We start from the raw sequence: 24,177 nt of genomic DNA, 5'->3' as shown, positions 1-24,177 counted from the left end.
CCGGCCCCTGTGGCTGCCCCGGCGGCCCCGGCACCGGTTGCCGCCGCTGCCCCCGCCGAAGCCCCGAAAGCCGCCGCCAAGGACGCCGTCGCCTCGCCGATGGTCGGCACGGTCTATCTGGCTCCGCAACCGGGTGCGGCCAACTTCATCAAGGTCGGCGACAAGGTCAAGGCGGGTCAGACCCTGCTGATCATCGAAGCCATGAAGACCATGAACCCGATCCCCTCGCCCAAGGACGGCACCGTGTCCGAAGTCCTCGTCGCCGACGGCAAGCCGGTCGAATTCGGCGAAGGCCTCGTGGTGATCGACTAGGTCATGGACAAGATGTTCGACAAGATCCTGATCGCCAACCGTGGCGAAATCGCCTTGCGCGTCATTCGCGCCTGCAAGGAGATGGGAATCGCCACCGTCGCCGTCCATTCGACCGCCGACGCCAACGCCATGCACGTCCATCTGGCCGATGAAAGCGTTTGTATCGGCCCGCCTTCGGCCAGCAAGTCGTACCTGAATATCCCGTCGATCATCGCCGCAGCGGAAATCACGGGCGCTCAGGCCGTTCACCCCGGCTATGGCTTCCTGTCGGAAAACGCGCGCTTTGCCGAAATCGTCGGCGCCCACGGCATGAGCTTCATCGGCCCCAAGCCCGATCACATCCGCCTGATGGGCGACAAGATCACTGCCAAACAGGCCGCCAGGGACTCCGGCATACCTGTCGTGCCGGGTTCCGACGGCGGCGTGGCGACCGTCGAGGACGCCATCGAAGCGGCCAAGTCCATCGGCTTCCCGCTGATTATCAAGGCCGCCGCCGGCGGTGGCGGACGCGGCATGAAGGTCGCCAAAGACGCCGAGTCCCTGCCCGAACAGGTCATGGCCGCCCAGACCGAAGCCGCCGCCGCCTTCGGTGACGGCACGGTCTATATGGAGCGCTACCTCCAGCGTCCGCGCCATATCGAAATTCAGGTCATCGCCGACAGCCACGGTAACGTCGTCCACCTCGGTGAACGCGACTGCTCGCTGCAACGCCGCCACCAGAAGGTGCTCGAAGAAGCCCCCTCGCCGGTGATCGATGCCGCCGCGCGCGACAAGATCGGCATGATCGTCGTCAACGCCATCAAGGCTATCGGCTATCTCGGCGTCGGCACCATCGAGTTCCTGTACGAGGACGGCGAGTTCTTCTTCATCGAGATGAACACCCGCCTTCAGGTCGAACACCCGGTCACCGAATTCGTCACCGGCATCGACCTCGTCCGCGAACAGATCCGCATCGCCGCCGGCCTGCCGCTGTCCTTCACTCAGGCCGATATCGACCTGAAAGGCCACTCGATCGAAGTCCGCATCAATGCCGAAAACGCGCGCACCTTCGTGCCGTCGCCCGGCACGGTGACCGACTTCCACACCCCCGGGGGCTTAGGCGTACGCATGGACTCGGCGGTCTATAACGGCTATGCCATCCCGCCCTATTACGACTCGATGATCGGCAAGCTGATCGTCCACGGTCGCGACCGTCCGGAAGCTCTGGCCCGCCTCAAGCGCGCCTTGCAGGAAACCGTGGTGGCCGGGATCGACACGACCATCCCGCTGTTCCTCGACCTGCTGAACGAGAAGGACATTCAGTCGGGGGATTACAACATCCACTGGCTGGAAAACTGGATCAAGGCCCAGGGTGCTTAGCACCCTGGACCCGGAACTGGCCTGTGGCAACCATAGCCGCACAATGGACGCATAACCCGCTGTGATGAGTCGAGAGGCGTTAGCTTGCGAGTATCGCAGCGCAGCGTACTTGAGTACGTGAGCAGCGAAACGGAGCAAGATGGCGTCTTGCAGTCCATCACAGTAGGGTTAGGCCATGGCCGATTTTACCTTAGACGACCTGATACAATGCTACCGTTCCGGCGTCTTTCCGATGTCGGATGCGCGCGATGACGAGTATCTGTTTCTCGTCGATCCGCCGATGCGCGGTGTCCTGCCCCTGGATGGATTCCATCTGTCGTCACGGCTGGCCCGCACGGTGCGCAATACCGAGTTTACCGTCCGCGTCGATACGGCTTTCAACCGCGTCATCGAACTCTGCGCCGAAGCCGCCGCCGATCGCGATAACACGTGGATTTCCCACGCCATTCAGGATTTGTACGAGGCTCTGTTCGCGCGCGGCCTGGCCCACAGCGTCGAGGTCTGGGACAGCGACCGGCTGGTGGGTGGCCTTTATGGCGTCTCGATTGGCGGGGCTTTTTTCGGCGAAAGCATGGTCTCGCGCGCCACGGACGCGTCGAAGATCGCGCTGGTACATCTGGTGGCGCGGCTGAAAGCGGGCGGTTACAAACTGCTCGATTGTCAGTTCCTCACCGACCACCTGAGGCAGTTCGGCGTCATCGAAATGCCGCGGGAGGACTACAAGGCCCGTCTGGCCGAGGCGCTTCTGGTCGACGGCGACTTCTACGACTTGGCCGCCGCCGCGACCGGCAAGGGCGTCCTGCACGTCGTGACCCAGACGTCGTAAACCGGATGTTCCATCGGGTTCAGGCCCGGTGTCGAGCCGTAGGTCCAGCCTTTGAAGACATCCTTGGGCTTGGGTACCGTGCCATTGGCTGCCGGTTGCGGCGAAGTGCGCACCTCCAGATAGGCCGCCGTATCGCTCATGGCCTCGTCGGCGGCAGAGCTCTCACAAGCCTTCACCGTATAGACCATGCCCTTGTAGCGCAAAGGCTTACCGACCGGCGCCTCAAAGCGGATCGTCTCGGTCGTCACCTTGTCGAGTACGGTCAGGACCGCAGCACCATAACGGATGCGCTTTTCCGGCGCATAGGCGGCGACGGCTTCCGATGCCGACTGGCTGGAAGACGAAGCGGATGTACCGCCGACCACCTTGCCCGTCGCATCGACAAAGGCCGTGCCGGACGAGGATGAGGACGCATTATTATTGCCGGGCGCATTGACGACCGGGGTGCCTGCTCCGACGGCCTGAACCGGGTTCTGGACAGTCCCCGCCGGATTGGGCTTGGGCGTCGTCTGAGGGTTAGCGGTCTTTTGCGTCTTTGAACCGTTGGGATTGTACGGCTTATATTCGACCCCGTCGATATAGTAGGGTTCGGGGTCGTAATCGGCATTATCCTGCGCGCGGTTACGGTCGCGGCGGCTGGGGCCTTCTTCGTCCGGCGGGATGTTCTGGGCATAGAGCGGCAGGCCGATGGCGGCGATCCCCGCCATGACCAGCAATCCCTTCACCATGCCGCCGGGACGTTTCATCCTACGGCTTCCAGGCTTCGTAATCGCCGCTACGCGACTTCTGACGCTCGCCCTCGGCGTTCAGCGACCCCTTCGGGAACTGCGCGAACGGCGTGCCGGACAGGTTCGGCAGGTGCGGCTTTTCCCACGCCTTTTTCGGCAGGGGCGCGTCGGTCGGGGTTTCGTCGTAGATATAGTGCATCCAGCCGTGCCAGTCGGGCGGGATCTTCGAGGCGTCGGCATAACCGTTGTAGATCACGTAGCGGCGCTTCTTGTCGCCGTAGCTTTCCTTGGTGTTGCGCGCTTCGTAGTATTTGTTGCCGAATTCGTCGGTTCCGACGTGTTTCGACGTGCGGCCGATGGTCCACAGCGTCCCGAGCGTTGCGCCGCTCCACCACAAGAAGGCTTTATCCAGCAAGGTCTTACCCAATCCGTAAACAGCAGGAGACCGGAATCTCCCGCGATAACAATCCCCTGACTTATAAGCTTGCGCGCGCATCAGGTAAAGCGGCCAGTCGAGCGAACGTCAAATAATCCGCCGCCGTCGCGCCACATCAACATATTGTGGACGATTTGCGCCTGATCCCCCAGATTTATTGCCGAATGGTTAAAACTGACATAGACTTTATCCCCAGAACCTCGCGCCAAAAGGGCGATGGGGGCTTCCTTGTCCGAGGGTCACCTCATGCGCACCGATTCTGTCTTCGCCGCCCTGCGTTTCCGCGATCATGCGGCCTACGCCGTGTCGCTGGAATACCGTGAAATCGAACGCGGATCGCGCGTGGTGGAGACGCTTTGCCCGCGCGACTGGACGAACGCACAGGCCGAGGCGTGGCTCGACTGGGCCGACGCCGCTCCGCAGGATCTGCCGCAGATGACGCTGGCACCGGTTCCCGCCGACGAAGCGCTGAATGGCGCGATTTCCGTCTACGCGTCGCGCCTGATGAACTGGGGCCACGCGCTCGGCTATTTCAGCGACGCGGCCTTTGCCTATGAGTTTCAAAGCGAAATCGTCGCCACCCTGTTAAGCGGTCTGGCGGCCCCGGCGCTGGCGCTGAAAGACGGGCATCGCCGTCATCCGATGGCGGGCGACCGGGTACCCGACGCGCCCGAACCACGCTACTCGGCTTTAGACGACCACGCCTGTACGCGTGAGCTTCAGGACCTGCTGGTCGCGGCGCGCTCCGAAGAAATCGCCCGTTCGACCCGCGATCAGTTGCACGCCGCCCTGTCGGACATTTCCGCCGCCATCGCCCGCACCGAAGGCGAGCACCGCGCCAGCCTTCAAGGCAATCCGGCCCTGGCCCGCGCCGCCTTGAAAGCGCGCAAGCTGGGGGCGTCTGACGCCCTGATCCGGCTGGCCATTCAATCGAGCCAGAACCTGACCGAAGACAGCGCCTTGCCCGACTGGTCGCGTCAGGTCGTCCATACCGACGCGCCCTTGTCTGGCGCGAAGATAATCACCGCCTCGCGGGATCTGATCGCCGCGGGCGACCCGTCGGGACGGCTGGCGGCACAGACCATGCTGGAAAGCGGTCGCCTGTGGATCGCCTTCGATCCGAGGGACGCCGAAGCGCTCGACAACGCTTTTATCGCGCCGCGCGCCGCCATCAACGCTTGGGCGTTCTGGCGCGACGGCGCGTTCGACGCCGAAGGCTTTGCGGCCTGTACCGCCCTGTGGACCGTGGCGCTCGATATCGAAACCGCCATAGCCTATGCCGCCACGCCCGAAGCCGACGAGCGCCTGCGCCGTCTGCGCCCGCTCGGCCTGACCGTGGCGGGCCTGGCGGAGTTGCTGATTGCAAAGGGCCTTGGTGCCGAAGACGGTCTCGATTTCGCGGCTTCAGTCATGGCCCTGTGCGACGCCCAGAGCCTGCGCACCTCGGCGCAGCTGGCGAAGACGCTCGGCACGTTCAGCGGGTTCGCCGCCGACAAGGACGCGATCGTCTCCAGCCTCGGCCAAAAGCTCTATCGCCTGAGCCCGCTCAAATCCGCCGATCTCAAGGCGCACAGCCTGACGGCATTGCAGGAGGCTCTGAAAGCCGCCAAGACGACCGGTCTACGCAATGCGCAGACGACGGCCTTGTTCGATGACGCCGAACTGTCTCTGCGCCTCGGCGTCACGCTCGGCGACACGCCCCTGCCGCGTCTGACCGGCTATCTTGAAACCGAAGACGGCGTCCCGGTGCAGGTCCTGCACCCGGCGGTCCATGCCGCCTTGAGCAAGGATGAGATCGATACGGTCCGCCGCCATCTGCTCGGTGCGCGCACCCTCGCCGACGCACCCTATATCCACGCGCAGGCCCTGAAAACCAAGGGCCTCAGTGATTTCGAGATCAGCCACCTCGAAGCCGCCCTGATCACCGCCACGCGACTTGAGGACGTCTTTTCCGCCTCGGTGCTGGACACCGATTTCATCAAGGACGTCTGGGGCCTCAGCGACGACGACCTGAACGCACCGACTTTCAACCTGTTGAGCGTCATGGGCTTTTCCGAACCCGAAATCGCCGCGGCGCAAGGATGGCTGTTCGGCCACGCCGATATCACCGGTTGCGACGGTCTCGATGAAGCGACAATGGCGCGTCTGGCTCCGCCGACGATCAAGATGCAAATGGCCCTGCGCCAGCGTCTGGAGGCCTTTGCCGCCGCGCCGTCAGCGGCACCGGTTGTCCTGAACTGGGACCAGACCACGGGCGAGGCGCTGAAAATTATGGCCAAGATGGCCGGTAACGATCTGCGCGCCATCGGTCTGACGCGCCGCGCCGCGCCGGAGAGCCTGACGCTCGATATCCCCGAATTCGAAGAGGCCCGCCGTCCGGTCGAAGCCCCCCGCGAGGCGCCCACCGCGCAGAAGGTCATTGAGAAGATCATCGAGCGCGAACGCTCGCGCCAGAAACTGCCCGACCGCCGCAAAGGCTATATCCAGAAGGCCAGCGTCGGCGGCCATAAGGTCTATATCCATACTGGCGAATACGAAGACGGCGCTTTAGGCGAAATCTTCATCGACATGCACAAGGAAGGCGCGGCTTTCCGTTCGCTGATGAACAATTTCGCCATTTCGGTGTCGATCGGCCTGCAATACGGCGTGCCGCTGGACGAATTCGTCGATGCCTTCGTCTTTACCCGCTTCGAGCCTGCCGGACCGGTCAGCGGCAACGATTCGATCAAGTCGGCGACCTCGATTCTCGACTATATCTTCCGCGAACTGGCCATTTCGTATCTCAACCGCGACGACCTGTCGAACGCCGATCCGGATGCGCTGAACGCCGATGGCCTGGGTCAGGGACATGGCTTGAGTCAGTTACAAGGCGAGAACGAAGGCATAGCCGCCTCGCAACTGATCTCGAAAGGCTTTATGCGAGGGCAGCCCGACAATCTGGTCGTCGTGCCTTTCGCCAAAAAGCCAGTAAGAGACGACAACAGCGATCCGTCGAAAGCAGGCGGCGAATAAAGCGATATGTCGAAAAGTGTGAGCGGTTTTCGACGACAATATCGCGACCAAACACACACCTAGGGCGGAATGGCGATTCTATCTAAGTCATTCCGCCCTAGGCACCGATCTTGCTTAGGTTCGGTCAAACAATCTGAGGTGTCCCATCATGAAACGCATCGCTTTCGCTCTTGTCGCGGCCTCGCTGATCGCCCTGCCCGCTGCGGCGCAGAACCCGGCCCAGATCAGCAAGGCCGGTTCCGGCGCGTCCTGCCCCGGCTGCAACCTGTTCCAGGCCGATTTCTCGAACAAGACGTTGAAAGGCAAGAACTTTGCCGGGGCGCGCCTGCGTCAGGCCGATCTGTCGAGCGGAACGTTCAACGGCACCAGCTTTGCGGGCGGCGATCTGCGCGACCTGAACGGCTTCGGTTCGCTGTTCGGCAACGCCAATTTCAGCCGTGCCAACCTGACCAATGCGACCTTTGTGGGAGCCTATCTCGAAGGCGCCAACTTTGCCGGGGCCAACCTGTCGGGCGTCAACTTCTCGGGTGCCGAGATGCGCAGCGCGCGGGGCATTACTCAGGCCATGATGGATCAGGCTTGCGGCGACAAGTCGACCGTCGCGCCTAAGGGCATCCGCATCCCGATCTGTTAGGTTATGGGGTTTGGGGCCTGCGGCCCGCAGTCTTCTATCTTCAAAAGAAAAGCCTCCCGGATTTTCCGGGAGGCTTTTCTTTTGAAAGTGAAAGATTTGTGGGGTCGCGGACCCCACACCCCATGACTATCAGGACACCTTGATCGGCAGCGCCGTCCGGATCGACAGTTCCTTCAACTGTTTGTCCGTCGCGTCCGAAGGCGCGCTCATCATCACGTCCTGACCTTGCTGGTTTAGCGGGAAGGCGATGACTTCGCGGATCGCCGTCTGACCGGCCAGCAACATGACGATGCGGTCGATACCCGGGGCCAGACCGCCGTGCGGCGGCGCGCCGTATTTGAACGCGTTGAGCATACCGCCGAACTGCGCCTCAACCACCGACGAGTCGTAACCGGCGATCTCGAATGCCTTGAGCATGATCTCCTGCTTGTGGTTCCGGATCGCGCCGGAGCACAGCTCGTACCCATTGCAGACGATGTCGTACTGATAGGCCAGAATGTCGCGCGGGTCCTTGGTGAGCAAGGCCTCCATCTCGCCCTGCGGCATCGAGAACGGGTTGTGCGAGAAGTCGATCTTCTTCTCGTCCTCGTTCCATTCGAACATCGGGAAATCGACGATCCAGCAGAAGCGGAACTGATCCTCGTCGACCAGACCCAGATCGGCGCCGACCTTGGTCCGCGCAAGCCCTGCGAACTTCACGAAATCATCGACCTTGCCGGCCACGAAGAAGGCGGCATCGCCCGCTTCCAGACCCAGTTGCTGACGCAGGGCTTCGGTGCGCTCGTCGCCGATGTTCTTGGCGATAGGACCCGCGGCCTCAAGGCCTTCCGCGGCCCCTTCCGGCGTGCGCCAGAAGATATAGCCTAGGCCCTTTTGGCCCTCACCCTGCGCCCACGAATTCATCTTGTCGCAGAAGGCGCGCGAACCGCCGGTCTTGGCCGGGATCGCCCACACGGCGGTGCCGTCGTTCTCAAGGATCGAAGCGAAGACCTTGAAGCCCGAACCGGCGAAGTGCGTGGACACGTCCTGCATCTCGATCGGGTTGCGCAGGTCCGGCTTGTCGGAACCGTACTTAGCGATCGATTCCTTGTACGGAATACGCTGGAACGGATAGGCCGAGACGCGCTTGCCTTCGCCGAACTCGGTGAACAGGCCGTGCATGACCGGCTCGATGGCCGCGAACACGTCTTCCTGCGTCACGAAGCTCATCTCGATATCGAGCTGATAGAATTCGAGCGAGCGGTCGGCGCGCAGGTCTTCGTCACGGAAACACGGCGCGATCTGGAAATAGCGGTCGAAGCCCGACACCATCAGCAACTGCTTGAACTGCTGCGGCGCCTGCGGCAGCGCATAGAACTTACCCGGGTGCATCCGCGACGGCACGAGGAAGTCGCGCGCGCCTTCCGGCGACGAGGCCGTCAGGATCGGCGTCTGATACTCAAGGAAGCCCTGAGCCACCATGCGGTTGCGGATCGACTGAATGACGCGCGATCGCAGCACGATGTTCTTGTGCAGGGTTTCGCGGCGCAGGTCGAGGAAACGGTTCTTCAGGCGGATGTCTTCCGGATATTCCGGCTCACCGAACACCGGCAGCGGCAGTTCGGCGGCTTCCGACAGGACCTCGACATCGGCCACGACGACTTCGACATCACCGGTCGGCAGGTTGGCGTTGACGGTCGCCGCATCGCGCGCCACGACCTTGCCGTCGACGCAGATGACGCTTTCGGCGCGCAGGCGCTCGACCTTGGCAAAGCCCGCGCTGTCCGGGTTGAACACCAGCTGCGTCAGGCCGTAATGGTCGCGCAGATCGATGAACAACAGGCCGCCGTGGTCGCGCTTGCGGTGAATCCAGCCCGACAGGCGGACCTCGGAACCGGCGTCGGTTGCACGCAGAGCGCCACAGGTATGGGAACGATAGATATGCATAAAGAGTCTCTGAATCCGGCTCGAAAAACGTTTGGCCCGTAGGGCGCATGACCCGTCCTGAATGTCAAGATTTAAGACGCCTTGCGCGCTGGGAAAACGGGATTAAGCTGGTGTTCTGACCGGAGTTTTTTCATGCCGACGCGCCGCCTGATGATCGCCCTGCCCCTGCTGTTGCCGACGCTGGCGCGCGCCGCCGTACCGGACTATCGCGGCTGGCGCATCGACGACAGCTTATTGAAAGACACACTCGGCGGGGATATCCTGATCAGCCTGCGTGCCCAGATCGACCTCGTTGAAAGCCTGAACATCACGCCTTCGATCAGGAGTTTCTTCCGCGATCAGGCCCTCATTCTCGATCCGTCGCTAGACCAACCCGGTCGCGCCGGACCGCGCAAGCTGTTCCTCAAGCCGGAAGTCATGCCTGCGGAAAACCCGGTCCTGTTGCACGAACTGCTTCACGTCTATCATTTCACGCGCCTGAAGAACGGCAAGGAAAACGCTAAGGTTAAACGCTTTTATGACGCGGCCAAGGCGCAGAACCTCTATCCGCCGAAGGCGTACCTCATGACCAACCCCAGCGAGTTCTTCGCCATGACGGCCAGTGTCGTCCTGTGGGGCAAGGCGGCGCGCCCGCCGTTCCTGCGCGCCAATGTTCGTGAAAAGCAGCCCGATCTCTACGACTGGATCGTCGCGGAGTTCGGGTTGAAGCTTTAATCCCCAAAACCATCCCCCGAAGCACCCCAAAGCATTTGCGCACAACGCATTGATATCGCACGCGGCGCCCCTTAGATTAAGGATGATGTCGCATCAGCTTCACCTCGACCTGACCCTGCCCGATCGCTTTGCCGCGAAGGACTTTGTCGTGTCGGAGGCCAATGACGACCTGCACAGTCTGCTAATGACGCCGCAAGCGTGGCTCAATCCGCATCTCGTCCTGACCGGTCCCGAAGGTTCCGGCAAGACCCATGCGGGGCACCTGTTCGCCGAAACCCACGACGCCGTATGGCTGGAACCGGGTCAGTCGCTACCACCGTCCGGTACGTTCATGGTGATCGATGACGCCGATGCCGTTGATCAGGAATCCCTGTTTCACCTGTTCAACCTGACCAGCGCGGGGAATGGCCGCCTGTTGTTGCTGTCGCGTCTGCACCCCGCCCAATGGCGCATCACCGTCCCGGATTTCGAGTCGCGGCTGAAAGCCATGCGCGTCGTCGACATGCCCGAACCCGACGACGCCCTCCTCAAACAGGTGCTGAAAAAGCTGTTCGCGACCCGCCTGATCACCCCGTCCGACGACGTACTGGAATATCTCAGCCGCCGGATGGAGCGTTCTTTTGCCCATGCGCAAAAAATTGTCACGGGAATCGAGGACTATGCCAATGGCCGTGCCTTCACCCGCGTTCTGGCCCGTGAATTTATAGACAAATACGAAAATTTGTCTTGGTTAAGCGATGAGGATGGGATTTAATTTCTCGTTCAAATACTTGGCCGAGAAAGGATTCTGACCCGCAATGCCCGCCTCCGAGACCGTCAACGAAATCATCCGCCCTCTGGACACGCTACCGGAGGCCGCTGACGGTGAGAGCCAGGGCATTGATCTCGATTCCGACGAGCCCTTAGGCGACGCGCTCTATATCAACCGCGAACTGTCGTGGCTTGCATTCAACAAGCGAGTCATCGAAGAGGCCGAAAATCCGCGCCATCCGCTGCTGGAGCGCCTGCGCTTTCTGTCGATCTCGGCCAACAATCTCGACGAATTCTATATGGTCCGCGTCGCCGGTCTGCAAGGTCAGGTGCGCGAAGGCGTCCGCGTCCTGTCCGAAGATGGTCACACCCCCGCCGAGCAGCTTGAGGCCGTCAACAAGGTTGCCTCGTCGCTGATGGGCAAGCAGCAGAATATCTGGTCGCGGCTCAAGGAAGAGCTGGCCGACAAGGGCCTCGTCCTGCTCGACCACAAAGAGGTCACCAAGACCGACAAGGCGTGGCTGGAAAAGCGCTTCAACGAGCAGCTTTTCCCCGTTCTGACGCCGCTGGCGGTCGATCCGGCCCACCCTTTCCCGTTCATCCCCAACCTTGGTTTCTCGATTGCGCTCAAGCTTCAGCGGCGGTCGGATTCCAAGGTCATGTACGCGCTGGTCCCGATCCCGACCGGTGTGCGCCGCTTCTGGGAGATCGGCACGGCCTCGCGCGGTCAGAACGCCAAACGCAAATACGTCACCCTCGAAGGCATGGTCGTCCTGTTCATCGAGCAGATCTTCCCCGGCTTCGACATATTGGGTAAGGGCGTCTTCCGCATCATCCGCGACTCCGACATCGAGATGGAAGAAGAGGCCGAAGACCTCGTCCGCGAATTCGAGGCCCTGCTGAAACAACGCCGCCTCGGCTCGGTCGTCCGCGTCAAGTTCGGTGCCTCAATGCCCGAAGACCTGCGTCAGTTCATCACCGAACAGCTCCACGCCAAGCCGCAGGACGTCACCGTGGTCAACGGCATTCTAGGGATGTCCGAGCTGTCGCAGCTCATCCCGCCCGACCGCAACGACCTCAAGTTCAAGCCCTACGAGCCGCGCTTCCCCGAACGTATCCGCGACAATGCCGGAGACATCTTCTCGGCCATCCGCGAAAAGGATATCCTTGTCCACCATCCCTTTGAGAGCTTCGACGCGGTCGTGCAGTTCCTGCGTCAGGCGGCGCGCGACCCCAACGTCATCGCCATCAAGCAGACCCTTTACCGTACCTCGAAGGACTCCCCCATCGTCGCGGCCCTGATCGAGGCCGCCGAGCAGGGCAAGAACGTCACGGCCCTGGTCGAGATCAAGGCCCGCTTCGACGAAGAGGCCAACCTCCGCTGGGCCCGCGCCATGGAACGCGCCGGGGTCCACGTCGTCTATGGCTTCGTCGAGTACAAGACCCACGCCAAGTTGTCGGTCGTGGCGCGCAAGGAAGGCGACACCCTGCGCACCTATTGCCACTTCGGCACCGGCAACTACCACCCGGTCACCGCCAAGGTCTATACCGACCTCAGCCTGTTCTCGTCGGACCCGGCCTTGGGCCGCGACGCCATGCGCGTGTTCAATTTCATCACCGGCTATGCCCGTCCGGACGTGATGGAAAAGCTGTACTTTTCGCCGGTCACCCTGAAGCAAGGCCTGCTCTACCTGATCGATCAGGAGATCAGCAATGCCCGCGCCGGCAAGCCCGCGCAGATATGGGCCAAGATGAACTCGCTGGTCGATCCGGTCATCATCCGCAAGCTCTATCAGGCGTCGCAGGCCGGGGTGAAGATCGATATGGTCATCCGCGGCATCTGCTGCCTGCGCCCCGGCGTGCCCGGCTTCTCCGACAATATCCGCGTCAAGTCGATCGTGGGGCGTTTCCTTGAGCACACCCGCATCGTCTGTTTCGCCAACGGCCATCCGTTACCGTCGGATAACGCCCGCGTCTTCGTCTCGTCGGCCGACTGGATGAACCGCAATCTCGACCGCCGCGTCGAAGTCCTGATCCCCGTCGACAACCCGACCACCCACCGTCAGGTGCTGGATCAGATCATGGTCGCCAACCTCAATGACGAGGCGCAGTCCTGGCATCTGGCCGCCGACGGCACCTATCAGCGCGTCGATGTGTCTGGCCTCGACAAACCGTTCTCGGCCCACCAATATTTCATGACAAACCCGTCGCTGTCGGGTAGAGGTCGCGGCGTCAAGGATCTGCCCCAAGCGTTCGATCATGTCGGTGCCCGAAAGTAACCTCTTGCCTCATACAACTCCCGCCGCCTCGCCCCTGCCGTCCAGCTACTATACGGCGGTGATCGATATCGGCTCGAACTCGGTGCGTCTGGTCATCTACCGCATCGAGGGCCGCTCGATCTGGCCGGTCTATAACGAAAAGGTGCTGGCCGGTCTCGGTAAGGATCTGTTCGTGACGGGCCGCCTGAACCCGGCCGGGTGCCGCGACACCCTGATTGCCCTCAAGCGGTTCCGGGCCATCGTCGATTCCTATACCCTGAGCGAAATCCACGTCGTCGCCACCGCCGCCGCCCGCGAAGCCGCCGACGGTCCGGCCCTCACCGACATGATCCGTGAGCAGACGGGCTTTACCGTCCGCGTCCTCAGCGGGGCCGAAGAAGCCTATTTCTCGGCTCTGGGCGTGCTGTGCGGCCATGACGACGCGACCGGTGTGGTCGGCGACCTCGGCGGGTCGAGCCTTGAGCTGATCGACCTTCAGGGCGAGGACGCCTTCAAGGGCATCACCCTGCCGCTCGGGCCGTTTGCGCTGGGCGCCCCTGCGCCGATCAATGTCGAGCGCACCATGCAGCAGATCCGCGAGGTGCTGGCGCCGCACAAGGATCGCTTTCATTTCAAAACCTTTCACGCCGTCGGTGGCGCGTGGCGCAACCTCGCTATCATCTGGATGCAGAAGGCCAACTACCCGCTCCAGATCGTCCAGCAGTTCGAACTGCCCGCCCGCGAAGCCGTTAATATCGCCCGCCTGATCGCCAGCCAGTCGCCCACGTCGCTGGAACGCATCCGCGGCGTCACCAAGCGGCGGATGGAGAACCTGTCCTACGCGGCACTGGTCTTACAGGCCCTGATCGAGACCTTCGGCTTCGAGACGATCAACTTCTCGGCAAACGGTCTGCGCGAAGGTCTGCTCTATGACCATTTGCCGAAGGACATCCAGAAACGCGATCCTTTGATAGAAGGCTGCGCGGCGCTGGGGTGCCGACAGGGGATCAGTCAGGATATCGGCCCGGCCCTGTCGAAGTGGATTCACGAATTTTACAACTCGCTCGACGCGACCTACGACCGGCCCGATCCGCGTCTGGTACGCGCCGCGTCGAAACTGTCCGACATGGGGGCCGTGCTGCACCCGGACCACCGCGCCGATCTGGTCTGCGATCAAGTGCTACGCGCCCCGATCCCCGGTCAGAACCATCAGGAGCGCGTCTTCCTCGCCTGCACGATGTTCACCCGCTATTCGGGCGACGCCTATACCAAGGAGCCTGTCCTGATCAGCCGCATCCTCGGCGACGAAGGGCTGAGCCGGGCCACGCAACTGGGTCTGGCCTTGCGGCTGGGCTGCGACCTGTCGGCCAAGTCGGCGGTGCTGCTGGAGAATGCGCACCTGTTCCAGAGTGAGCGCAACCTTATTCTTGAAGCCAAAACCGGCTGGGAAGATCTTCTGCTGGGCGAACAAACCAAAAAACGCGCCAAGGCGCTGGCCGGTGCGATGAAACTCAATCTGAAAATGGGTAGCTATTAAGGTTTAGCCACGGATAAGGCACGGATGCCGCGCTTTGCGCGGCAACACGGATATCCGTGTTTCACCGTCAATTCAGCCACATCAAGAGCATCCGTGTCCGATGTTCGCACGGCGGACATCATCCGTGCCTTATCCGTGGCCAAAAATTTTAATCCAGTTCCACCACCTCGACCTTGGTGCCGTTGAGCACCAGCGCCAGTTCGCCCTTCTTCAGTTTCAGCGCGTCCTCGCCAAAGACCTTTCTGCGCCAGCCTTCGAGCGCGGGGACATCTGCGGCGTCATCGAGCGCGATCTTTTCCAGATCGGCGACCGAGGCAATTAGCTTAGGGGCGACGCCCTCGTCCTCGCACTTGACGCGCAGCAGCACCTTGAGCAGTTCCACAACCGACGCAGGCACCTGCACCGGCGGAGCGGATTTCTCGACCTTAGGTGCGTACTTCTCCGGATCGGCAATCGCCGTCTTGATCACTTCGCACAGTTCCAGACCGAACTTCGACGCGCCGAAACCCTTGGGCGTCGAACGCAGACGGTCAAACGCCGCCGGATCGGTCGGCAGTTGCGTGGCGATCTCGTCCACGCCCTCATCCTTCAGGATACGGCCGCGCGGCTGATCGCGCTCCTGCGCGACGCGCTCACGCCACGCCGCGACCTCCTTGAACACCGCCATATATTTGGCCGAGTGCTTGCGCGGGCGCAGCCGACGCCACGAATCGTCCGGATTGGTGTTGTAGAGCTTCGGATCAGTCAGGTCGGCCATTTCTGCGGCGACCCATTCGTAGCGATTCTGCGCCTTGAGCTTTTCAACCAGTTTCGGATAGACCTTGGCCAGATAGGTCACGTCGCCCAGCGCATATTGTAATTGCTGATCCGAAAGCGGACGGCGCGACCAGTCGGTGAAGCGCGACCCCTTGTCGATATCGACCTTGATCACCTGACGGACCAGCGAATCGTAGGCGACCTGATCGCCGAAGCCCGCCGCCATGGCCGCGACCTGCGTATCAAAGACCGGCACCGGCATGGTACCGAGATTGTTGAAGATTTCGATGTCCTGACGGCAGGCGTGGAACACCTTGAGGATGTTTTCGTCCGCCAGCAGATCGAGGAACGGCTTCATATCCAGTTCCGGCGCCAGCGGATCGATGATCGCCGCGTGCTCCTCGCTGGCTGCCTGAATCAGGCACAGCTTGGGCCAGTAGGTCGTTTCGCGCATGAACTCCGTGTCGACGGTGATAAAGGGCGCGGAGGCGACTTTTTCGCAAAACGCAACAAGGGCGGCGGTCGTGGTGATGGTCGGCATCAAAAATACTTTGTGGAAAACGATTGAGGTCCGGTTCGGGCCGGGCGAGGACAACATAAAAAAGCAAATAGAATCCGCTTTTTCACGCTTCATCCCTAGCTATAGCAAGTTTTTGCGGGACGAAAAGCGTCAAGGGCGTTATAGAGCGCGCAAATCAGCCCTCACCGAACACTAAAGGTTAGTTTTTATGACCGAATCCAAAGCCGCTGGCCTCACCTATGCCCAATCGGGCGTGGATATCGATGCCGGCGAAGCCCTTGTCGACGCGATCAAGCCGCTGGCCAAGGCGACCCGCCGTCCGGGCGCAGACCCCAGCCTCGGTGGATTCGGCGCGCTGTTCGACCTGAAAGCCGCGGGCTATGACGACCCGCTGATCGTCACGACGACCGATGGCGTCGGCACCAAACTGCGCATCGCCATCGACACCAACCGCCACGACACGGTCGGCATCGACCTCGTCGCTATGTGCGTCAACGACCTGCTGGCGCAGGGCGCGGAACCGCTGATGTTCCTCGACTATTACGCGACGTCCAGGCTCGATATCGACACCGCGCGCCGCGTGGTCGCCGGGATCGCCGAAGGCTGCAAGCGCGCGGGCTGCGCGCTGGTCGGCGGCGAAACGGCGGAAATGCCGGGCATGTACGAGAAAGACGACTACGATCTGGCCGGGTTCAGCGTCGGGGCCGTCAACCGCGACAAGGTTCTGCCGGTGCTGGACGCGCAGGCCGCGGGCGACGTGATCATCGCGCTCGGCTCGTCGGGGCCGCACTCCAACGGCTATTCGCTGATCCGCAAGGTGGTCGAACGTTCGGGTCTCAACTGGGCCGACGACGCGCCGTTCGCGCCTGAAAAGTCGCTGGCTCAGGCCCTGCTGGAGCCGACGCGCATCTATATCAAGACCGTCCTGCCGCTGATGAAGGCGGGCCTGGTTACCGGCGGCGCCCACATCACCGGCGGCGGCCTGATCGAAAATCCGGGTCGCGCCATTGCCGAAGGACTCAAGGCCGAATTCGATTTCGACGGCTGGGCCTTCCCGCCCGTGTTCCAGTGGCTGATGGAGACCGGCAATATCGAAAAGCATGAGATGCTGCGTACCTTCAATTGCGGCGTCGGCTTCGTGCTGTATGTGAAGCCGGACAATGCCGACGCGGTGCTGGCGGCCTTGCTCAATGCGGGCGAAGACGCCTTTATCTGCGGCCAACTGGTCGCAGTCTAGTCATTATATTCCCCCCTCGCCCCTGCGGGGAGAGGGTGGCTGAGCGAAGCGAAGCCGGGTGAGGGGGATTTCTTTGTGTGGCCTGCCCCCTCACCCCAACCCTCTCCCCACAGGGAGAGGGGGTTAAAGGCAAAAATGACCCCCAAAACCAAAACCGCCATCTTCATTTCCGGGCGCGGCTCCAACATGGTGGCCCTCGTCGAAGCGTCAAAAGCCGCCGACTTCCCCGCCGACTTCGCGCTGGTCGTGTCCAACGATCCGACGGCTGCGGGCCTCGAATGGGCGGCGGCGCAGGGCATCGACACCCTCGCCGTCGATCACAAGCTCTATGGCAAGGACCGCGAGGCCCACGAACGCGCCATCGACGCGGAACTGCGCGCGCGCGGCATAGAGTTCATCTGCCTCGCCGGTTATATGCGCATCCTGACACCATGGCTGGTCGAGCAGTGGTCGGGCAAGATGATCAATATCCACCCTTCCCTGCTGCCGAAATACAAGGGCCTGCACACCCACGAACGCGCCATCGAGGCCGGTGATGCCGAGGGCGGGTGCAGCATTCACTGGGTCAGCCCCGGCGTGGACGACGGCGATGTGATTGCGCAGGCGCGCGTCCCGATCCTCGATAATGATACGCCCGACGCCCTCGCCGCCCGCGTATTGAAAGAAGAGCATAAGCTTTACGCTGCCACGGTCCGGCAGATTTTGACGAAAAAATAGCGCGGTCACACGGAACGTTTCTTGCGTAACGACACATCCCGTGTAAGGTCCGCCCCCTGTTACAGTTTTACACACAGGGTTCCTCATGTCCTTGAAATCGTTCCTCGCCTGTGGCGCCGCCTTTGCGCTGTCCGCCGTTCTGGTCCCCGCTGCCCCCGGTACGGCTAATGCCGACGAAGGCATGTGGACCTTCGACAACTTCCCGACCGCCAAGGTCAAGGAGACCTACGGCGTCGATCTGAACAAGGCGTGGTTCGACAAGGTGCAGATGGCCGCCGTGCGCCTTTCCGGTTGCTCGGCCTCGGTCGTGTCGCCCGACGGCCTCGTCCTGACCAACGCCCACTGCGTCATTTCCTGCGCCCAGAACCTGGCCTCGGCACAGAACGACTACGTCAATGACGGCTTCTTCACCACGACGCGCGAAGAGGAAAAGACCTGCCCCGGTCAGACCGCCGAAATCCTGCTGACCATCACCGACGTCACCGCCGACATCAATGCGGCGACCAAGGGCCTGACCGGCGCCGATTTCGTCAAGGCGCAGGAAGCGAAATCCGGCGAACTGGAAAAGGCCGGCTGCGGCGACGACAAGACGATCCGCTGTCAGGTCATCGGCTTCTATCAGGGCGGCCAGTACAAGCTCTATAAATACCGTCGCTACAGCGACGTGCGTCTGGTCTTCTATCCGGAGTTCAAGGCAGGTTTCTTCGGCGGCGACCCGGACAATTTCAACTTCCCGCGCTTCAACCTCGATTCCGGCTTCCTGCGCCTCTATGAGAACGGTCAGCCGGTCAAGACCCCGACCTATATGAAGTTCGCGACTCAGGCCCCGAAGGAAAATGAACTGGTCTTCGTCGCCGGCAACCCCGGCACGACCAATCGTCTCCTGACGGTGTCGCAACTGGAGACCCTGCGCGACGTATCGACTCCGACCCAGCAACTGATGCGTTCGGAACTGCGCGGGCGCCTGATCCAGTTCAGCGAACAGTCCGCCGACAACAAGCGCATCACCACCAATCCGCTCAACAGCCTGGAGAACGGCTTCAAGGTCGGCTACGGCCAGCAACTGGCCCTGCAAGACCCTAAGGTCATGAACGCCAAGCGCGACGAAGAGACCAAGCTTAAGGCCGGTATGTCGGCCGAGGATAAGGCCGCTTACGGCGATCCGTGGGCCGATATCGCCGCCATCCAGACAACGACGCGCGAGCTTTACCTGCCGAACTATTTCCTTGAGACATCGCTGACCTCGTCGAACCTGTTCTCCTATGCCCGCACGCTGGTCCGCGCCGGCAAGGAACGCAGCAAGTCGTCGGCGGAACGCCTGCCGGAATTTGCCGACTCGCGTTTGTCGCTGATGGAAAAACGCCTGATCGACGGATCGCAGATCCATCCGGCGCACGAGCAACTCCGTCTGGAATTCTATATGCTCAAGACGCGGGAGTATCTGACCGCCGATTCCCCCATCACCAAACTGATGCTCGGCAAGGAGTCGCCCGAAGGCCTGTCGAAGCGTCTGGTCGACGGCACCAAGCTGGCCGATCCGAAGGTGCGCAAGGCCCTGTGGGACGGCGGCTGGGCGGCCATTCAGGCGTCGGACGACCCGATGATCCAGTATGCTTTGAAGCTGGACGACGAGGCGCTCAAGCTGCGCAAGGAATACGAGACCAAGGTCACCGGCCCGACGCGCATCGCGGCGGAAAAGATCGCGAAAATCCGCTTCAAGGCCTATGGCACCTCGACCTATCCGGACGCGACCTTCTCGCTGCGCCTGTCTTACGGCAAGGTGACCGGCTGGGACTATCGCGGCGTCAAGGTGGCGCCGTTCACGACCTTTGCCGGGCTGTACGACCGTGCGACAGGCAATGATCCGTTCGAGCTGTCGCCCAAGTTCGCTGCGGCTCAGTCCAAGATCGATCCGAAGGTGGTGTATAACTTCTCGTCGACCAACGATATCATCGGCGGCAATTCCGGTTCGCCAGTGATCAATGCAAAGGGTGAAGTGGTCGGCGCGGCGTTCGACGGCAATATCCACAGCCTCGGCGGCAGCTATTACTACGACGGAACGCTGAACCGCACGGTGACGGTGTCGAGCGTGGCGATCCTTGAGGCGCTGGATAAGGTCTATGGCCGGACGGCGCTGGTGAAGGAATTGACGGGCAAATAGGTTATGGGGCGTAGGATCCTTGGACCCCACATCCTTTATCTTCCCAAATAAAAAGACCTCCCGGATTTCCGGGAGGTCTTTTTATTTGGCAGGTAGAAGACTTGGGGCCAGAGGCCCCAAACCCCATAACCTATTAGCCAACAATTTCTTCTTCCGTGAAGAACTGCGCGATTTCGATCGCGGCGTTCTCGTCCGAGTCCGAACCGTGGACCGAGTTCTCACCGATCGACAGCGCGAACAACTTGCGGATCGTGCCTTCGTCGGCCTGTTCCGGGTTGGTGGCCCCCATCACGGCGCGGTACTTCGGCACGGCGTCGTCGGCTTCCAGAACCTGAACCACGACCGGCTCGGCGGTCATTTGCTTGACCAATTCGCCGAAGAAGGGGCGTTCCTTGTGGACGCCGTAGAAGGCTTCGGCCTGAGCCGTCGACAGCTTCACGCGCTTCTGGGCGACGATGCGCAGGCCAGCGGCTTCGATAACGGCATTGACCGCGCCGGTCAGGTTGCGGCGGGTCGCGTCGGGCTTAATGATCGAGAAGGTGCGTGACATAGGATTTCCTGATTTGTCTTTGCGTTTAAGTTCAGCTGGCTTATAGCGAGGCCCAACTCGTTCGCCAACCTGTTTTTTTGCGCTGCAATGCGCGGAATACCGGCGTCACCTCCAAAAATAAGCCTCCCATGTTGCAGATTACCAACCTGACCTATGACGCCTATGGCCGCCGCTTTTTCGATGGTGCGACCCTCAGCCTGCCGCCGGGGACCAAGGCCGGTCTGGTCGGGCTCAACGGCGTCGGCAAGTCCACCCTCTTCGGCCTGATCCTCGGCAAGTCGCAGCCCGGTGGCGGTGAAATCACCACGCCGAAATCGTGGCGCGTCGCCTCCGTCGATCAGGAAATCGCCGCCTCGCCGCAGCACTTGATCGACGCGGTGCTGGAAATCGACACCCGCCGCGCCAATCTGCTGAAAGCCTTAGAGAGCGCCGACCCCATGCAGCAGGCGGAAATCCACAACGACCTCTACGCCATCGGCGCTGACCGCGCCCCGTCGCGCGCCGCCGAAATCCTGAGCGGCCTCGGCTTTTCGACCGCCGACCTGACGCGACCCATTTCCGACTTCTCCGGCGGCTGGCGGATGCGCGCAGCGCTGGCCGGGGCTCTGCTCGCCGAGCCCGACCTGCTGCTGCTCGATGAGCCGACCAACTATCTCGATCTCGAAGGCGCGCTGTGGCTGGAGTCGAAACTCAAGCGCTACCCCAATGCCGCCCTGATGATCTCGCACGACCGCGACCTGCTCAACGAGTCGGTCGACGCCATCGTCCACGTCGTCGGCCAGAAGCTCGACCTCTATACCGGCAACTACGACAATTTCGAGCGGATGCGCGCCGAAAAGGCCCGTCTTAACTCCGCCAACGCCGCCAAGCAGGAGGCCGAACGCGCCCACCTGCAAGCCTTCGTGGATCGCTTTCGCGCCAAGGCGTCGAAGGCGTCGCAGGCCCAGTCGCGCATGAAGAAGCTGGAAAAGCTGCCGCCGATCGCCGCCAATATTCAGGACCGCGTCTCGCCGTTCCGGCTGCCGTCGCCGGAAAAGGAACTGGCTCCGCCGATCCTTCGCCTGGACGACGCCAGCGTCGGTTATGGCGACACGGTCATCCTCCGGCACATCAATATTCGCCTCGATCCCGATGATCGGATTGGGGTTTTGGGCGTCAACGGCGCCGGCAAATCGACCTTCGCCAAGCTGCTCGCCGGGGCCCTGACCGAAAGCCACGGCACCCAATGGCGCGACCGCCGGATGCAGGTCGCCTGGTTCCATCAGCATCAGATCGAGGCGATGGACCCGGAAGACACGCCGCTGGAGATGATGCGTCGCGCCCGGCCCGATGACACCGAATCCAAACGCCGCGCGCGTCTGGGCTCGTTCGGCATGACGGTCGAAAAAGTCGAAACCAAGGTCAAGGATCTGTCCGGCGGCGAACGCGCGCGCCTGCTGCTCAACATGGTGGCGATGGACGGCCCGCACCTGCTCATCCTCGACGAGCCGACCAACCACCTCGACATCGACTCGCGCCGCGCCCTGCTCGATGCGTTGAACGACTTCGAGGGAGCGGCGCTGATCATCACCCACGATCGCTCGCTGGTCGAACTGGTGGCGGACAAGCTGTGGCTGGTCAATGACGGAACGGTGAAAACCTATACCGGCACGATGGACGACTACGCGAAGCTGGTAATCGAGCGCGCCAAGACCGCCACGCGCGAGGAAGCGCAGGCGGCGGCGAAGGACAAACCGGCCAGCGTCAATTCCAAGGACGCGCGCAAGGCTGCGGCGGCGGCGCGTAACGCCATCGCCCCGCTGAAGAAAAAAGCCGACGATCTGGAACGCCAGATCGAGGCCTTGGGCAACAAGATCAAGCTGCTCGACCTGAAGCTGGGCGACGCCAATCTCTACGTCAAAGACCCCAATGGCGCGGTGGTGCTGGGCAAGGAAAAGGCCAAGCTTGAGGCCGATCTGGTAAAGATGGAAGCCGACTGGATGGACGCCGCCGAGGTGTACGAGACGGCCAAAACCGAGGCTGGTCTTTAAGTCTTTCCCTCCCCCCTGCGGGGAGAGGGAGGCGCGTAGCGCAGGGTGAGGGGGAAACTATTAGCACCGCACTTGGTGCCTGCCACTTACCCCCTCACCCGGCCTTTCAGGCCACCCTATCGCCGTTTTACGGGGAGAAGGAACTCACGGTCCGTCGGAGAGTGATCTGATCTGCGGCCCGGCATCAACAGCCCGTTTCTCCGGCATTGACGGCGCTTGATCGACCTTAACGTCTGCCTCCGCCTGCCGCGCCGCCAGATAATCCTCCAGCGGCCTCCCGGTGCGCTGTTCGATCAGCCTGCGCGCCAGTTTCGGATCGGTCCGCAGCATTTCGTCATCGCGCATAGCCTCGCGACGCTTGCACAGGGCAGCGTGTTCGGCGTGACGCATCGTGTCGGCCTTGGCGCGTTGCAAGGCTTCGGCGTGCTGATAGATTTCAAGCTTCGCCTTGGCCGCCAAAGCTTCCGACGCATCGGCGCGGGCATAGAGCCGCTCGATCTGCGTCCCTACGCGCATGGCGCGTTCGATCTGCGGTAAATCTTCCGGATCGGGCAACTTTTCCGCACAGGCCAGCATCCGGTCGGTGAAGGCGCGCAACCGCGCCCGACGCTCTTCGGGGGTGAATTGCTCTTTGGTGCGATCGGCCTGTGACATGCGCCTATGATGCGCGCAGGTTTTAGTAGTGAGGATAAATTTGATGCTTTCAAGCGTTCGTTGTCGTCCGCGTCGTACCCCTCCGCCTCAAGGCTTCGCCTTTCGGCACGGCACGGGCCGCCCCGCTCCCCATCTTCGCAAGCGCTCGATAGGGAGGAGGGAGTGCGCCCTCCTCCCTACGCAGTGGGGAGGTGGCAGCCCGGAGGGCTGACGGAGGGGTATAACTTAGCAACACAACGCCCCCAGGCGCCAACACTTACCCGCAATTCACCGACTTGATGATCCCGGTATCGGTATCGAAAACGATCGTCTGGCGTTCGGGATTGAAATCCATCGTCGCCGCGCAGGTCGAACAAAGAACCCGGCGCTTCGATGGCTCCAGCGGCACGGGGATGTCCGTGCGCGGTTTACCCACCAGATACTGCAAGGCCTTGGCTTCGCAGCGGTCGGCATCGACCGGTTTGAATTCCGGCGGCTTTTGCGGCGTCGGACGCGCGACCGGCTGAGGGTTCGGCGCCGGTGGCGGCGGTGGCGTCGTCGAACAGGCCGCCAAGGCCAGCAAAGACAGTAAAGCGAGCGATTTTTTCATCATTGCATGCGTTCCCAGCGGCCGTTGTCGTTCTGCTTCCAGTAGGCGAGGTCAGCGTCAGCGGCTTTAAGCGTTTTCCATTGCGCCCGCGCCCAGCCTAAATGCGCCTCGTCCTGACCTTCGAACAGGATCAGGCACCGTTGATACACCGACAGATCAGGCAAATTCATGGCGCTGACCGAGAATAGAACATCGGCCGCATTGGCACGATCGCCCGACGCGCCCAGAAGCACCGGCTGACGCTCGGCGTGGGGGTCGGTCTCCAGTCCGTGCGCCAGAAAGGCTTCCTCGCGCCACGCCCACAGGTGCTGGTCGAGGTCGGCCAGCGCCTCGCCCTCCCCCAGCACATAGGCGCGCCAGCCCTTTTGCAGCGTCTTGTCGAGCAGGTCGGGCAAGGCGGCTTTGAGCGGCGTGCGTTCGAGATGGTAAAACCAGACTTGGGTCATGGGGCTCCCGCTCAAATCCCCCTCG

At 62.0% G+C, this 24,177-nt stretch carries 21 protein-coding genes; 13 read left to right on the top strand and 8 right to left on the bottom strand.

Translation table 11 applies throughout. The features are described from left to right. From AEYBE204_RS33055 to aat, 3 genes are all read left to right on the top strand, one after another. On the top strand, nt 1-312 hold a 312-nt coding region (locus AEYBE204_RS33055; RefSeq protein WP_023462868.1), incomplete at its 5' end, for a biotin/lipoyl-containing protein. A 12-nt stretch (nt 313-324) separates the two neighbouring features. After that, a complete protein-coding gene (accC, locus tag AEYBE204_RS33050; protein ID WP_031230936.1) occupies nt 325-1,671 on the top strand; it encodes an acetyl-CoA carboxylase biotin carboxylase subunit in 1,347 nt (448 codons plus the stop codon). Between the two features lie 175 nt (nt 1,672-1,846). Beyond that, complete coding sequence (gene aat, locus AEYBE204_RS33045) at nt 1,847-2,497, top strand: leucyl/phenylalanyl-tRNA--protein transferase (protein WP_023462866.1); 651 nt, start codon at nt 1,847-1,849, stop codon at nt 2,495-2,497. On the opposite strand, the gene AEYBE204_RS33040 is transcribed toward aat, so the two are convergent. Then, nucleotides 2,434-3,243, bottom strand: a complete 810-nt coding sequence (locus AEYBE204_RS33040; RefSeq protein ID WP_023462865.1) for a DUF2155 domain-containing protein — start codon at nt 3,241-3,243, stop codon at nt 2,434-2,436. The two genes, aat and AEYBE204_RS33040, sit on opposite strands and share 64 nt — an antisense overlap. A 1-nt stretch (nt 3,244) precedes the next feature. Next, nucleotides 3,245-3,640 carry an NADH:ubiquinone oxidoreductase subunit NDUFA12 gene (locus AEYBE204_RS33035; protein ID WP_031230933.1) on the bottom strand — a complete coding sequence of 132 codons (396 nt, stop codon included), beginning with the start codon at nt 3,638-3,640 and terminating at the stop codon, nt 3,245-3,247. Between the two features lie 267 nt (nt 3,641-3,907). Here AEYBE204_RS33035 and AEYBE204_RS33030 point away from each other — a divergent pair, with 267 nt between their 5' ends. After that, nucleotides 3,908-6,673, top strand: coding sequence for a hypothetical protein (locus AEYBE204_RS33030; protein WP_023462863.1), 2,766 nt, complete (start codon nt 3,908-3,910; stop codon nt 6,671-6,673). Nucleotides 6,674-6,821: 148 nt separating this feature from the next. Further along, nucleotides 6,822-7,307 (top strand): pentapeptide repeat-containing protein, encoded by a 486-nt coding sequence (locus AEYBE204_RS33025; protein ID WP_023462862.1) that lies wholly within the window; start codon nt 6,822-6,824, stop codon nt 7,305-7,307. A 129-nt stretch (nt 7,308-7,436) separates the two neighbouring features. Here the strand turns inward: AEYBE204_RS33025 and aspS are convergent, their stop codons facing one another. Then, a complete protein-coding gene (gene aspS, locus AEYBE204_RS33020) occupies nt 7,437-9,233 on the bottom strand; it encodes an aspartate--tRNA ligase (protein ID WP_023462861.1) in 1,797 nt (598 codons plus the stop codon). 132 nt (nt 9,234-9,365) lie between these two features. Between aspS and AEYBE204_RS39575 the strand changes: the two genes are divergently transcribed. The 4 genes from AEYBE204_RS39575 (at nt 9,366) to AEYBE204_RS33005 (ending at nt 14,492) form a co-directional block, all read left to right on the top strand. Then, a complete protein-coding gene (locus AEYBE204_RS39575) occupies nt 9,366-9,947 on the top strand; it encodes a hypothetical protein (protein ID WP_023462860.1) in 582 nt (193 codons plus the stop codon). Nucleotides 9,948-10,029: 82 nt separating this feature from the next. Further along, complete coding sequence (locus AEYBE204_RS33015; RefSeq protein WP_155908410.1) at nt 10,030-10,701, top strand: DnaA/Hda family protein; 672 nt, start codon at nt 10,030-10,032, stop codon at nt 10,699-10,701. A gap of 43 nt (nt 10,702-10,744) precedes the next feature. Continuing rightward, complete coding sequence (locus AEYBE204_RS33010) at nt 10,745-12,976, top strand: RNA degradosome polyphosphate kinase (protein WP_023462858.1); 2,232 nt, start codon at nt 10,745-10,747, stop codon at nt 12,974-12,976. Further along, a complete protein-coding gene (locus AEYBE204_RS33005; protein ID WP_023462857.1) occupies nt 12,957-14,492 on the top strand; it encodes a Ppx/GppA family phosphatase in 1,536 nt (511 codons plus the stop codon). Before AEYBE204_RS33010 ends, AEYBE204_RS33005 begins: the two co-directional genes overlap by 20 nt. Nucleotides 14,493-14,640: 148 nt before the next feature. On the opposite strand, the gene rnd is transcribed toward AEYBE204_RS33005, so the two are convergent. Continuing rightward, the gene (gene rnd, locus AEYBE204_RS33000; protein ID WP_023462856.1) at nt 14,641-15,789 is read right to left on the bottom strand and encodes a ribonuclease D; all 1,149 of its coding nucleotides are present in this window, start codon (nt 15,787-15,789) and stop codon (nt 14,641-14,643) included. A gap of 187 nt (nt 15,790-15,976) precedes the next feature. On the opposite strand from rnd, the gene purM reads away from it, so the two are divergent. The 3 genes from purM to AEYBE204_RS32980 all read left to right on the top strand — a co-directional run bounded on the left by purM (nt 15,977) and on the right by AEYBE204_RS32980 (nt 19,883). Then, nucleotides 15,977-17,005, top strand: coding sequence for a phosphoribosylformylglycinamidine cyclo-ligase (gene purM / locus AEYBE204_RS32990; protein ID WP_023462854.1), 1,029 nt, complete (start codon nt 15,977-15,979; stop codon nt 17,003-17,005). Between the two features lie 135 nt (nt 17,006-17,140). Continuing rightward, nucleotides 17,141-17,722: a phosphoribosylglycinamide formyltransferase gene (gene purN, locus AEYBE204_RS32985; protein ID WP_023462853.1), complete on the top strand. Its 582-nt coding sequence runs from the start codon at nt 17,141-17,143 to the stop codon at nt 17,720-17,722. Between the two features lie 85 nt (nt 17,723-17,807). Then, entirely contained in the window at nt 17,808-19,883 is a 2,076-nt protein-coding gene (locus tag AEYBE204_RS32980; protein WP_023462852.1) for a S46 family peptidase, read from the top strand. A gap of 133 nt (nt 19,884-20,016) precedes the next feature. Here the strand turns inward: AEYBE204_RS32980 and ndk are convergent, their stop codons facing one another. Then, nucleotides 20,017-20,433: a nucleoside-diphosphate kinase gene (ndk, locus tag AEYBE204_RS32975; protein WP_023462851.1), complete on the bottom strand. Its 417-nt coding sequence runs from the start codon at nt 20,431-20,433 to the stop codon at nt 20,017-20,019. Nucleotides 20,434-20,561: 128 nt separating this feature from the next. On the opposite strand from ndk, the gene AEYBE204_RS32970 reads away from it, so the two are divergent. After that, nucleotides 20,562-22,463, top strand: coding sequence for an ABC-F family ATP-binding cassette domain-containing protein (locus AEYBE204_RS32970; RefSeq protein ID WP_023462850.1), 1,902 nt, complete (start codon nt 20,562-20,564; stop codon nt 22,461-22,463). Nucleotides 22,464-22,607: 144 nt separating this feature from the next. Here the strand turns inward: AEYBE204_RS32970 and AEYBE204_RS32965 are convergent, their stop codons facing one another. The 3 genes from AEYBE204_RS32965 to AEYBE204_RS32955 all read right to left on the bottom strand — a co-directional run bounded on the left by AEYBE204_RS32965 (nt 22,608) and on the right by AEYBE204_RS32955 (nt 24,152). After that, nucleotides 22,608-23,117 carry a hypothetical protein gene (locus AEYBE204_RS32965; protein ID WP_023462849.1) on the bottom strand — a complete coding sequence of 170 codons (510 nt, stop codon included), beginning with the start codon at nt 23,115-23,117 and terminating at the stop codon, nt 22,608-22,610. A 256-nt stretch (nt 23,118-23,373) separates the two neighbouring features. After that, nucleotides 23,374-23,709 (bottom strand): proteinase inhibitor i78, encoded by a 336-nt coding sequence (locus AEYBE204_RS32960; RefSeq protein ID WP_052019463.1) that lies wholly within the window; start codon nt 23,707-23,709, stop codon nt 23,374-23,376. Next, a complete protein-coding gene (locus AEYBE204_RS32955) occupies nt 23,706-24,152 on the bottom strand; it encodes a DNA polymerase III subunit chi (protein WP_023462847.1) in 447 nt (148 codons plus the stop codon). Before AEYBE204_RS32955 ends, AEYBE204_RS32960 begins: the two co-directional genes overlap by 4 nt. Nucleotides 24,153-24,177 lie beyond the last annotated feature (25 nt).

Source organism: Asticcacaulis sp. YBE204, from assembly GCF_000495855.1.
In the GTDB taxonomy this organism is placed as follows: Bacteria; Pseudomonadota; Alphaproteobacteria; order Caulobacterales; family Caulobacteraceae; genus Asticcacaulis.
The sequence above is the reverse complement of the archived record's forward strand: the minus strand, read 5'-3'. Positions and strand labels throughout refer to the sequence as shown.

Coding starts and splice junctions, on each gene's coding strand:
- AEYBE204_RS32980 (WP_023462852.1), top strand. CDS start 17,808: ATGTCCTTGAAATCGTTCCTCGCCTGTGGCGCCGCCTTTGCGCTGTCC.
- AEYBE204_RS39575 (WP_023462860.1), top strand. CDS start 9,366: ATGCCGACGCGCCGCCTGATGATCGCCCTGCCCCTGCTGTTGCCGACG.
- accC (WP_031230936.1), top strand. CDS start 325: ATGTTCGACAAGATCCTGATCGCCAACCGTGGCGAAATCGCCTTGCGC.
- AEYBE204_RS32955 (WP_023462847.1), bottom strand. CDS start 24,152: ATGACCCAAGTCTGGTTTTACCATCTCGAACGCACGCCGCTCAAAGCC.
- AEYBE204_RS32965 (WP_023462849.1), bottom strand. CDS start 23,117: ATGTCACAGGCCGATCGCACCAAAGAGCAATTCACCCCCGAAGAGCGT.
- rnd (WP_023462856.1), bottom strand. CDS start 15,789: ATGCCGACCATCACCACGACCGCCGCCCTTGTTGCGTTTTGCGAAAAA.
- AEYBE204_RS33015 (WP_155908410.1), top strand. CDS start 10,030: ATGATGTCGCATCAGCTTCACCTCGACCTGACCCTGCCCGATCGCTTT.
- AEYBE204_RS32970 (WP_023462850.1), top strand. CDS start 20,562: ATGTTGCAGATTACCAACCTGACCTATGACGCCTATGGCCGCCGCTTT.
- purM (WP_023462854.1), top strand. CDS start 15,977: ATGACCGAATCCAAAGCCGCTGGCCTCACCTATGCCCAATCGGGCGTG.
- AEYBE204_RS33025 (WP_023462862.1), top strand. CDS start 6,822: ATGAAACGCATCGCTTTCGCTCTTGTCGCGGCCTCGCTGATCGCCCTG.
- aat (WP_023462866.1), top strand. CDS start 1,847: ATGGCCGATTTTACCTTAGACGACCTGATACAATGCTACCGTTCCGGC.
- AEYBE204_RS33010 (WP_023462858.1), top strand. CDS start 10,745: ATGCCCGCCTCCGAGACCGTCAACGAAATCATCCGCCCTCTGGACACG.
- purN (WP_023462853.1), top strand. CDS start 17,141: ATGACCCCCAAAACCAAAACCGCCATCTTCATTTCCGGGCGCGGCTCC.
- AEYBE204_RS33005 (WP_023462857.1), top strand. CDS start 12,957: ATGTCGGTGCCCGAAAGTAACCTCTTGCCTCATACAACTCCCGCCGCC.
- AEYBE204_RS32960 (WP_052019463.1), bottom strand. CDS start 23,709: ATGATGAAAAAATCGCTCGCTTTACTGTCTTTGCTGGCCTTGGCGGCC.
- AEYBE204_RS33030 (WP_023462863.1), top strand. CDS start 3,908: ATGCGCACCGATTCTGTCTTCGCCGCCCTGCGTTTCCGCGATCATGCG.
- aspS (WP_023462861.1), bottom strand. CDS start 9,233: ATGCATATCTATCGTTCCCATACCTGTGGCGCTCTGCGTGCAACCGAC.
- ndk (WP_023462851.1), bottom strand. CDS start 20,433: ATGTCACGCACCTTCTCGATCATTAAGCCCGACGCGACCCGCCGCAAC.
- AEYBE204_RS33040 (WP_023462865.1), bottom strand. CDS start 3,243: ATGAAACGTCCCGGCGGCATGGTGAAGGGATTGCTGGTCATGGCGGGG.